The 10118-nt window shown below is 67.9% G+C and carries 9 protein-coding genes; 2 read left to right on the top strand and 7 right to left on the bottom strand.

Annotated features, from left to right (window positions below):
• The first annotated feature begins 353 nt into the window (after positions 1-353).
• Both DES41_RS29265 and DES41_RS29260 read left to right on the top strand, forming a co-directional pair.
• Positions 354-2243 (top strand): ABC-F family ATP-binding cassette domain-containing protein, encoded by a 1890-nt coding sequence (locus DES41_RS29265; RefSeq protein WP_114471132.1) that lies wholly within the window; start codon positions 354-356, stop codon positions 2241-2243.
• A 67-nt stretch (positions 2244-2310) separates the two neighbouring features.
• Positions 2311-3951 carry a phospholipase D family protein gene (locus DES41_RS29260; protein WP_114471131.1) on the top strand — a complete coding sequence of 547 codons (1641 nt, stop codon included), beginning with the start codon at positions 2311-2313 and terminating at the stop codon, positions 3949-3951.
• Here the strand turns inward: DES41_RS29260 and DES41_RS29255 are convergent, their stop codons facing one another.
• Genes DES41_RS29255 through DES41_RS29225 form a run of 7 tightly spaced genes read right to left on the bottom strand, consistent with a single transcriptional unit; the run spans position 3952 to position 10108 of the window.
• The gene (locus DES41_RS29255; RefSeq protein WP_114471130.1) at positions 3952-5043 is read right to left on the bottom strand and encodes a protein-glutamate methylesterase/protein-glutamine glutaminase; all 1092 of its coding nucleotides are present in this window, start codon (positions 5041-5043) and stop codon (positions 3952-3954) included.
• 2 nt (positions 5044-5045) lie between these two features.
• A complete protein-coding gene (cheD, locus tag DES41_RS29250; RefSeq protein WP_114471129.1) occupies positions 5046-5747 on the bottom strand; it encodes a chemoreceptor glutamine deamidase CheD in 702 nt (233 codons plus the stop codon).
• Positions 5734-6570 (bottom strand): CheR family methyltransferase, encoded by an 837-nt coding sequence (locus DES41_RS29245; protein WP_245965918.1) that lies wholly within the window; start codon positions 6568-6570, stop codon positions 5734-5736. Before DES41_RS29245 ends, cheD begins: the two co-directional genes overlap by 14 nt.
• A gap of 29 nt (positions 6571-6599) precedes the next feature.
• Positions 6600-7085, bottom strand: coding sequence for a chemotaxis protein CheW (locus tag DES41_RS29240; RefSeq protein WP_114471127.1), 486 nt, complete (start codon positions 7083-7085; stop codon positions 6600-6602).
• An 11-nt stretch (positions 7086-7096) separates the two neighbouring features.
• Entirely contained in the window at positions 7097-9241 is a 2145-nt protein-coding gene (locus tag DES41_RS29235; RefSeq protein ID WP_114471126.1) for a chemotaxis protein CheW, read from the bottom strand.
• A 17-nt stretch (positions 9242-9258) separates the two neighbouring features.
• Positions 9259-9621: a response regulator gene (locus tag DES41_RS29230; RefSeq protein WP_114471125.1), complete on the bottom strand. Its 363-nt coding sequence runs from the start codon at positions 9619-9621 to the stop codon at positions 9259-9261.
• A 43-nt stretch (positions 9622-9664) separates the two neighbouring features.
• Positions 9665-10108 (bottom strand): hypothetical protein, encoded by a 444-nt coding sequence (locus DES41_RS29225; RefSeq protein WP_114471124.1) that lies wholly within the window; start codon positions 10106-10108, stop codon positions 9665-9667.
• Between the last annotated feature and the right edge of the window lie 10 nt (positions 10109-10118).

The following is a 10118-nucleotide window of genomic DNA, read 5'->3' as shown; positions in this document are numbered from 1 at the left end:
AGTGCAGTGCACTCGTTCCGAAGAACTTGGCAACTTGGCACCAAACGCCCACGCTTATCGGCTGTATATTTTTAAAGACCCAAACTCATCAACCTCCCGGTTGACTTGCCTTGCAACGCTGTGATCAGCGAAGCCTTGCATTGTGACACGTTTTTTAAAGGCCGGTCAAATTTTTTCGCTTCTTTTTCAACCTGCCGGGCCGCTTGGCCTGACTGGTAGATCACTGCGCTGGGCGCCGTGATCAGCGAAGCCCACCACTATACAACAGCTCTTTGGGCGGGCGCAAACTTTTTTCGACGAGGTGGCACCGAGATGCGTCGGCAGGTGGCCGATGCCGGGATAATTTTCATCCTATGGCTTTGATCTCTCTCTTGGATGCGCATCTCGCGTTCGGTCACGTGGCGTTGCTCGACGGCGCGCAGTTCTCCCTCGAAAGCTCGGAGCGCGTGGGGCTCATCGGACGCAACGGTGCGGGCAAGTCTTCTCTGCTGAAGATTCTTGCGGGCATCGAGAAACCCGACGACGGCACCATGCATGTGCAGCAAGGCTTGCGGCTGGCGTTCGTCGCCCAGGAGCCTGTGCTGCAGGCCGACGACAGCGTGTTCGCGGCCGCCAGTGCCGGGCTCGCCACGGCGATTGCCGCGCGCGACGCCTATCTGTCGGGCGAGGACGGCATCGATCTGGATGCGCTGCAGACGCAGGTGGAAGCCTTCGACGCTTGGAACTGGGAGCAGCGCGTGACCGAGACGCTGCAGCGCCTGCACCTGGATGCCGACGCCCGCGTGGGCGACCTGTCGGGCGGCACGCGCAAGCGCGTCGCGCTGGCGCAGGCGCTCGTCGCCCGCCCCGACGTGCTCTTCCTGGACGAGCCGACCAACCACCTGGACCTCGACTCGATCGCGTGGCTGGAAGATCTGCTGATCGATTTCAAGGGCAGCATCGTGACGATCACGCACGACCGCAGCTTCCTGGACCGCGTCGCCACGCGCATCGTCGAGCTGGACCGCGGCCAGCTGATGTCCTACCCGGGCAATTTCGCCACCTACCAGCGCGACAAGGCGGAGCAGCAGGCGCAGGAGGCCGTCATCAACGCCAAGGCCGACAAGCTGCTCGCCCAGGAAGAGGTCTGGGTGCGCAAAGGCGTGGAGGCGCGGCGCACGCGCAGCCAGAGCCGCATCGGCCGGCTCGAGGCCCTGCGCGCCTCGCGCGCCGCGCGGCGCGACGCGGTGGGCCGCGTGCGCATGGACCTGGCCACCGGCCAGAGTAGCGGCAAGATCGTCGCCGAGCTCACCGAGGTCGGCCTGTCGTTCGGCGAGCGCCGCATCGTGCGGGACTTCACCGCCACCATCCTGCGTGGTGACAAGGTGGGCCTGCTCGGCGCCAACGGCGCGGGCAAGACCACGCTGCTCAAGCTGATCCTGGGCGAGTTGGAGCCCGACGAGGGCAGTGTGCGCCGCGGCAGCAACCTGGAAGTGGCTTACTTCGACCAGATGCGCAATGCGATCGATCTGGACGCCACTCTGGAAGACTTCATCAGCCCCGGCAGCGAGTGGATCGAGATCGGCAACCAACGCAAGCACGTCAAGAGCTACTTGGGCGATTTCCTGTTCTCGCCAGCGCGCGCGAACTCGCCCGTCCGCTCCCTCTCGGGCGGCGAGCGCAACCGGCTGCTGCTGGCCCGGCTATTCGCTCGGCCAGCCAACGTGCTGGTGCTCGACGAGCCGACCAACGACCTGGACATCGACACCCTCGAACTGCTCGAGGAACTGCTGCAGGACTATCCCGGCACGGTGTTCCTGGTCAGCCACGACCGCGCCTTCGTCGACAACGTGGTCAACAGCATCATCGCCCACGAGCCCACGCCGCAGCAGCCGGCGCGCTGGCGCGAGTACGAGGGCTCCGTGCAGGACTGGCTCGACCAGTCACGCCGGGTGCGCGCCCACGAGGCCGCCAGCCTCGCAGCGCCGGCACCGGCCGCGGCGGCCAAGCCCCCTGCGCCAGCAGCGGCAACGGCCGCGCGCCGCAAGCTCAGCTACAAGGAACAGCGCGAGTTCGACGCCCTGCCGGCCCGCATCGCCGCGCTGGAGGCAGAGCAGCACCACATCAACGGCGAGCTCGCCGGCGGTGCCCTCTACGCCACCGACAGCGCGCGCGCTACTGAACTGGCCCAGCGCCACAGTGCGCTGGATGAAGAGCTGCTGGCCGCGATGGAGCGCTGGGAAGCCCTCGAGAGGGCGGGCTGACGCCCACGCCGGCGCAGCGGCTGCGCCTACAGACGCGGCGCCTTTGCATGGCTACCGTCATGGCGCCATGCTGCAACCCACCCGCCGTCAGAACCACCACCGCCGATCATCGGCCCTGCACCTTCTTCTGATCGCGGCCATCGCCCTCTGGCTCGCCGGCTGTGCCAGCCTCCCCGATAGCGTGCAGCGCCCTGTATCCCACGCGTTGCAGCAGGCCGAGACCACACGCCTGGGCCGCAGCGTGGCAGAGCACATGGCCAGCACCGGCCAGCGCCATTCCTCCGGCTTTCGCCTGATTGGCGCAACCGAAGCCGCCTACACGAGCCGGCTCAGCCTGATCGATGCGGCCGACAGGACGCTGGATCTGCAGTACTACGCCATCCTGGCCGACCCGAGCACCGGCCTCCTGCTGCAGCGCTTGCGCGACGCCGCTGCGCGCGGCGTGCGCGTGCGCATGCTCCTGGACGACTTCAACACCACCGGCGCCAACGCGCAGGTGCTGCGGCTGGCCTTCGTCCCCAACATCGAGGTCCGCCTGTACAACCCCCTGCCTGGCTCACGCCGGTCGCTGGCGGGCCGCTTGCTGGGCTCGCTGGGCAACATCGAGCAGGCCCAGCGGCGCATGCACAACAAGATGTTCATTGCCGACAACACGCTCGGCATCACGGGCGGACGCAATCTGGGCGATGCCTACTTCGGCCAGGGGCGGGACAGCAACTTCATCGACCTCGACGTGCTGGCGGCAGGCCGCATCGTCCGCGCCATGTCGGCCAGCTTCGACGCCTACTGGAACAACGACCTCGCCTATCCGGTGCAATCGCTGCTCACACCCGGCGAGCTGGACGCACTCAAGAAGGCGGACGATCCGCTGGACCGGCCAGACGCCGACCCGGGCACGCCGCTGCTGGACCTCTCGCCCGCGCGGCTGACCTGGGCCCCCGCGCTGCTGCTGGTCGACAAGGCCGACAAGATCGCCTCCGAACAGGAGGGCCAGGGCGACACGGTGGTCGACGGCCTGCTGCGCCTGATGGCCGCCACGCGCGAAGACCTGTTCATCGTCTCGCCTTATTTCGTGCCCGGCGAGCCCATGATGGAGATATTCGCCCAGCTGCGCCGTGCCGGTGTGCGCGTGCGCGTGCTGACGAATTCCCTGGCTTCCAACGATGCGCCACTGGCCCACGTGGGCTATGCACGCTACCGCAAGCGGCTGCTGGAAATGGGTGTGGAGCTGTACGAGATGCGTGCCGAACCGGGCGCCGCGGGCTCGGCCCTGGGGAGCGGTTCGGGCAGCGGTTCGGGCGGCATGGCACGGGTGGCGCGGCGCGGCTCGGAAAGCAGCACACCCCGGGAACCGGGCGCCGGCGGCAGTGTCGGCGCCAGTTCGCGCGCCAGCCTGCATGCCAAGACGCTGGTGCTCGACCACAGCCTGCTCGTCGTCGGCTCCATGAATCTGGACCTGCGCTCGCAGCTGCAGAACAGCGAGCTCGCGCTGCTGATCCGCAGCAGCACGCTGGCACATCAGGTCGAGCAAGGGGCCAGGCCCGTGCTGGAGCAGGACACGTACCGCATGGCGCTGGAAGACGGCCAACTCGTCTGGAATCCGCCCGACGGCCCTCCCATCCGCAGCCACTTCGAGCCCGATGCCGGCCTGGGCATGCAGTGGCTGCTCAAGCTCATCGGCCCGCTCGCGCCCGACGAGATGCTCTGATCAGATGCGGTGGTGCAGCCGCTCGGTCGCGCTGCCCAGCTTGGCCAGCAGCGCCGGCGCGATCTGGTTCAAGGGCAGCACCTCGTCCACGGCGCCGTGGGCGATGGCCTCCTTGGGCATGCCGAACACCACGCAGCTCGCCTCGTCCTGCGCGTAGTTGTAGCTGCCCTTGTCGCGCATCTCGCGCATGGCGCGCGCGCCGTCGTTGCCCATGCCGGTCAGCATGATGCCGTAGGCATTGCGCCCCACCGCCGCCGCCGCCGACAGGAACAGCACCTCCACCGAAGGCCGGTGCCGGTTCACGGGAGGTGCGTCCTCCACCACCGCCATGTAGTTGGCCCCGCTGCGCTCGATGCGGAACTGCCGCCCGCCCGGCGCGATGTAGGCATGCCCGGGCAGGACGCGCTCGCCGTGCTGGGCTTCCTTGACGGTGATGCGGCACAGCCCGTTCAGCCGTGCCGCAAAGCTGGTCGTGAAGCCCGGCGGCATGTGCTGGGTGATGACGATGGCCGGCGCGTCGGCCGGCATGGCCACCAGCACCTCGCGGATCGCCTCGGTCCCGCCCGTGGAGGCACCGATGCAGATCAGCTTCTCGGTCGAGACGCGGCCCAGCAGGCCGCTGCGCGGCGGCGTGCTGGCAGGTGCCGCCGCTCCGGTCGGCGCCGCCGGCACTGGCGCCGGCTTGCGAAACTTGGCCACCGAGGCCACGCGCACCTTCTCCACGATCTCGCTGGCCAACTCCTGCAGTCCGGTGGCCAGGCCGATGCGGGGTTTGGCCACGAAGTCGACCGCGCCCAGCTCCAGCGCCCGCAGCGTCACCTCGGCGCCCTGCGCCGTCAGCGTGGACACCATCACCACCGGCATGGGGCGCAGCCGCATCAGCCGGCCCAGGAAATCGATGCCGTCCATGCGCGGCATCTCCACGTCCAGCGTCACCACGTCGGGGTTCAGCTCGCGGATCATCTCGCGCGCCACCAGCGGGTCGTTGGCCGCGCCGACACAGGTCATGTCGCTCTGGCGGTTGATGATCTCCGCCAGCAGGCTGCGCACCAGCGCCGAATCGTCCACCACCAGGACACGGATCTTCGCCATGGTCAGAACAGGTCGACGGAGCCGCCGGCGTTGGATTTGGCCACGGTGGCGGCATTGCCGTTCTTCTCGTGGATCTCGATCTGCTCCGGATGGGCGTGGGCCAGCCGCTTGACCATGGCCTTGCCCGTCACCGGGAAGAAGCACACCTTGCGCGGATAGATGTCCAGCACGTCCTGCGACAGCAACGGGATGCGCTCGGTCTGCAGGTAGTCCACCACGAACTTGGTGTTGCGCTCGCCCACGTTCATGGTCGTGAAATTGGCCATCACCTGGGCGCCGCCGAAGATCTTGGCCTGCAGCGATTCGCGCCGCGCACCGCTCTTGAGTAGCTCGTTGATCAGCAGTTCCATCGCATAGGAGCCATAGCGGCCGAAGCCGTCTTCGCCGCCGCCCTCGGGCAGCATGAAGTGGTTCATGCCGCCGATGCGCGCACGCGAATCCCACAGGCAGGCCGAGATGCACGAGCCCAGCACCGTCATCATCACGATGTCGTCGCCCGAGACGAAGTACTCGCCCGGCAGCACCTTCACGGCGTTGTACTGGAAGTGGTGGTCCAGGTAGAAGAAGGATGCCTCGCCCGGCTTGCGCGGCGCGCTCTTGAGCTGCTGCAGCGACACCGCCGCCGGGCCGCTGCGCGCCCCAGGTGCGGTGATGGGCGGCGGCGCACGGCGGCCACCGAGGAAGCCTGGCTCAGCGACGCTCATATGCGGTCTTTCCCTTGAGCGTGAACAGGTCACGCGACTCGCTGAAATTCTCGGCATGGCCCACGAACAACAGGCCGCCCGGCTTCATCACGCGGTGGATGCGTTCCAGCACGCTGCGCTGCGTCGGCGCGTCGAAGTAGATCATCACGTTGCGGCAGAACACCACGTCGAAGGGCTCGCGGAACGGCCAGTCGTTGCGGATCAGGTTGACGGGCAGGAACTCCACCGCCTTGACCAGCTCGGGCCGCACGCGCACCAGCCCCTCGTTGCTGCCCTTGCCGCGCAGGAAGAAGCGCTGCAGCCGCTCCTGGCTCAGGCCCTTGAGCGATTCGAGCCGGTACACGCCGCGCTGCGCCGTGGCCAGCACCTTGGAATCGATGTCGCTGGCCCACAGGCCGAAGCCGTTGGCCACGCCCAGCGCCTCCATCGCCGTCATGACGATGGAGTACGGCTCCTCGCCCGTCGAGGCCGCGCTGCACCAGATGCGCCAGCCGCCAGCGGCCGGCCGGTGCTGGCGCAGGTGCTGGTCCAGCATCACGAAATGGTGCTGCTCGCGGAAGAACGCCGTGAGATTGGTGGTGAGCGCGTTGACGAACTCCTGCCATTCGGCACCGTCGTCGCGCTCCAGCCAGCTCAGGTAGTCGTCGAAGCTGTTGTAGCCGGTGTCGCGCAGGCGGCGCGACAGCCGGCTGTAGACCATCGCGTGCTTGCCGTCGTGCAGGGAGATGCCGGCGCGCTGGTAGATCAGGCGCTGCACGCGCGTGAAGTCCGCCTGCGTCCAGGCGAATTCGCGACCGCCCGAAGCGTCCTGACCGGTTGCCATCACAGCGGCCATGGTTCGTGCGGCGCGGCTCAGGCCGCCACCAGCCCCATGTCCACGCCCGACATCAGGCGCTCGATGTCCAGCAGGATCAGCATGCGTTCGCTGAGTGCCCCCAGGCCGACGATGCAGTTCGCGTCCACCGAGGTCTCGACCTCGGGCGCCGGGCGGATCTGGTCGGACTGCAGCTGCAGCACATCGCTCACCGAGTCCACCACGATGCCCACGATGCGCGCGCGCAGGTGCAGGATGATGACCACCGTGAAGCTGTTGTACTCGGCCTGCGAGCAGTTGAACTTCAGGCGCATGTCCACGATGGGCACGATGGTGCCGCGCAGGTTCACCACACCCTTGAGAAAGGACGGCGCGTGCGCAATGCGCGTGGGCTGCTCGTAGCCACGGATCTCCTGCACCTTCAGGATGTCGATCCCGTACTCCTCCTGGCCGAGCCGGAAAGTCAGGTACTCGCCTGCCACCGTTGCGTTTGCGCCGTCGCTCTGTTCCAGAACTGCTGCCATGCCAATCCCCGTCAATGCCGCGTGCGGCGCACCAGCGCGCCGATGTCAAGAATGAGGGCGACCTTGCCGTCGCCCAGAATGGTGGCGCCCGAGACGTTCGCCACCTTGCGGTAGTTGGATTCCAGGTTCTTCACCACCACCTGGTGCTGGCCCAGCAACTCGGACACCAGCAAGGCGGCCCGGCTGCCCTCGGACTCCACCACCACCATGATGCCGCTGCCACCGTTGTCGACGGAGGGCGGCACCTGGAACAGGCGCTCCAGCTCGATCACGGGCATGAACTCGTCACGCACCTTCACCAGCTGCGCGCCCTGCGCCACCGTGCTCACGGCGTCGTCCTGCACCTGGAAGGACTCCACCACCGCCGACAGCGGCAGGATGTAGACCTCGTCGCCCACGCGCACCGACATGCCGTCCATGATGGCCAGCGTCAGCGGCAGCCGCACCGAAACCTTCATGCCGCGGCCGAAGTCCGAATCGATGTCCACCGTGCCGCCCAGGGCGGCGATGTTGCGCTTGACCACGTCCATTCCCACGCCGCGGCCCGACACATCGGTCACCACCTCGGCAGTGGAGAAGCCCGGCGCGAAGATCAGCTGCCAGACCTCGCTGTCGGGCATGCTGTCGGAGACGCTCAGGCCGCGCTCGCGTGCCTTGGACAGGATCTTCTCGCGCGACAAGCCCTTGCCGTCGTCACGCACCTCGATCACGATGGAGCCACCCTGGTGCGATGCCGCCAGCGTGATCGTGCCGTGCTCGGGCTTGCCGGCGGCCAGGCGGTCGGCCGGCATCTCGATGCCGTGGTCGCAGCTGTTGCGCACCAGGTGGGTCAGCGGGTCGGTGATCTTCTCCACCAGGCCCTTGTCCAGTTCGGTCGCCTCGCCCTGCGTCACGAAGTCCACCTTCTTGCCCAGCTTGTTGGCCAGGTCGCGCAGCATGCGCGGGAAGCGGTTGAACACGAAGGACATCGGGATCATGCGGATCGACATCACCGATTCCTGCAGATCGCGCGTGTTGCGGTCCAGGTCGGCCAGGCCGGCGAACAGCTGCTGGTGCAGCGCCGGTTCCAGCGCCCGGCTGTTCTGCGCCAGCATGGCCTGCGTGATCACCAGTTCGCCCACCAGGTTGATGATCTGGTCGACCTTGCTGACGGCCACGCGGATCGAGGTCGCTTCCAGGGATGACTGGCTGGCCGCACCGGCCGCGGCGGCGGGCGCCGGAGCCGCCGCACGGGCCGGAGCCGCGGCGGCGGGCGCCAGTGCGGCGGGTTCCTGGAAGAAGCCGTAGCTCTCGCTTTCAGCCAGCGGCGGGGTGGCGGGCCGGCCCTGCGCCGCCGCCTGGTCCAGCGCAGCGGCCCGCGCCTCCTCGGCGGCGAGCGGATCCTCCGTCGGCGCCGCGCTCTCCTCGCGGATGTCCACCAGCTCCTTGGCCACGTGGAACACGAACAGGTCGAGCAGGTCATCGTTGGACGAACTGGTGGTCACCTCGTAGCTGCGCCGGTCCGTCTGCGCGCTCTCGAGCGGCGTCATCGTGCCCAGGCCAGGGATGTCGCGGAACAGATCCTGCAAGGCATCGGCCAATTCGGGCTGCGGCAGCGGCCCGATGTGGATCGTCAGGCGGCGCACGCCGGGCGGCAAGGGTTCGGCCGGGGGCGCCGCGGCCACCACGGGGGCTGGCGCCGGGGCCGGGGCAGGCGCCGCGACAGGCGCCGGTGCCGCGGTTGCCGGCACATTGCCCGCCGCCAGCTCGGCGATGCGCTGCACCAGGCCGGCCGTCGGCGGCACTTCGCCCTGGCCGCCGTTCTGGTGGCGCGCCAGCAGGCTGCGCGAGGCGTCGGCCGACTCCAGCAGCACATCCACCATCTGCGGCACCGGCGTGATCTCGTGGCGGCGCAGCTTGTCCAGCAGCGACTCCATGTGGTGTGTCAGCTCCGTCACGTCGCGGAAACCGAAGGTCGCCGCGCCGCCCTTGATCGAGTGGGCGCAGCGGAAGATGCCGTTCAGCGCCTCGTCGTCGGCCTGGGAGAGGTCCAGCCCGACCAGCATCTGCTCCATCTGGTCCAGGTTTTCGCCGGCCTCCTCGAAGAAGATCTCATAGAACTGGCTCAGATCGAAGTCGGCGCCACCGCCTCCGGCTTCCTGTGTGTGTTCAGCCATGGATTTCCTCGCCGCGCTCAGCGGATGACCTTCTGGATGACCTCGATCAGGCGCGCCGGATCGAAGGGTTTGACCAGCCAGCCTGTGGCCCCGGCCGAGCGGCCGGCCTGCTTCATCTGGTCGCTCGATTCGGTGGTCAGGATCAGGATGGGCACGGTCTTGAATTTGGGGTTCTCGCGCAGCTTGCGCGTCAGGCCCAGGCCGTCCAGCCGCGGCATGTTCTGGTCGGCCAGCACCAGGTCGATGGGCTGGGCCTGCGCCTTCTCGTAGGCGTCCTGACCGTCCACGGCCTCCACCACGTTGTAGCCGGCCCCGGTCAGGGTGAACGACACCATCTTGCGCATGGAAGGCGAGTCGTCTACGGCGAGGATCGAATGCATTGGAAGAACTCCGGGCGAGGTAGGCAGTGTGTGCAACGAGGGGTCAGAACAGCTCGATCGAACCAGCGTCCATCTCGCTCTGGGTGACGGGATTGGGACGGCCGTTCGTCGGCGCGCCGAACGGTGCGGCAGCTTCCTCATCGGGGCCCTCCCCCATGGATTCGGCGGCCAGCTTGTAGGCACAGCCCTGCAGCACCTTGGTGGTGTGGGCGATGAGTTGCGAAGCCATGTCCTGGAACTGCAGCTCGGTCACGGCGTCGCGCAGCGTGCCGCGCACCTGGCCCAGGGCCTCGTGGTGCTGCGGTTCGGCCAGCGCGCTGTGCACCTTGTCGAAGCGCTCCATCAGGTTGTCCATGGTGTGGGCGAGCAGGCTGTCCAGCCGCTGCAGATCGTGCATCACGACCATCAGGGAATCCTGCAGGTCGGCCACGACCATGACCGGCAGCTGCACTGCCGGTGTCTGGGGTTGGTCTGACTCTGCCGACATGGGTGTCTCC

The sequence above is a fragment of the Pseudorhodoferax soli genome, from assembly GCF_003337555.1.
In the GTDB taxonomy this organism is placed as follows: domain Bacteria; phylum Pseudomonadota; class Gammaproteobacteria; order Burkholderiales; family Burkholderiaceae_C; genus Pseudorhodoferax; species Pseudorhodoferax soli.
Note: the sequence above shows the minus strand (reverse complement) of the source record. Positions and strands in the feature narration are given on the sequence as shown.

Coding starts and splice junctions, on each gene's coding strand:
- DES41_RS29265 (WP_114471132.1), top strand. CDS start 354: ATGGCTTTGATCTCTCTCTTGGATGCGCATCTCGCGTTCGGTCACGTG.
- DES41_RS29260 (WP_114471131.1), top strand. CDS start 2,311: ATGCTGCAACCCACCCGCCGTCAGAACCACCACCGCCGATCATCGGCC.
- DES41_RS29225 (WP_114471124.1), bottom strand. CDS start 10,108: ATGTCGGCAGAGTCAGACCAACCCCAGACACCGGCAGTGCAGCTGCCG.
- DES41_RS29240 (WP_114471127.1), bottom strand. CDS start 7,085: ATGGCAGCAGTTCTGGAACAGAGCGACGGCGCAAACGCAACGGTGGCA.
- DES41_RS29235 (WP_114471126.1), bottom strand. CDS start 9,241: ATGGCTGAACACACACAGGAAGCCGGAGGCGGTGGCGCCGACTTCGAT.
- cheD (WP_114471129.1), bottom strand. CDS start 5,747: ATGAGCGTCGCTGAGCCAGGCTTCCTCGGTGGCCGCCGTGCGCCGCCG.
- DES41_RS29230 (WP_114471125.1), bottom strand. CDS start 9,621: ATGCATTCGATCCTCGCCGTAGACGACTCGCCTTCCATGCGCAAGATG.
- DES41_RS29255 (WP_114471130.1), bottom strand. CDS start 5,043: ATGGCGAAGATCCGTGTCCTGGTGGTGGACGATTCGGCGCTGGTGCGC.
- DES41_RS29245 (WP_245965918.1), bottom strand. CDS start 6,570: ATGGCAACCGGTCAGGACGCTTCGGGCGGTCGCGAATTCGCCTGGACG.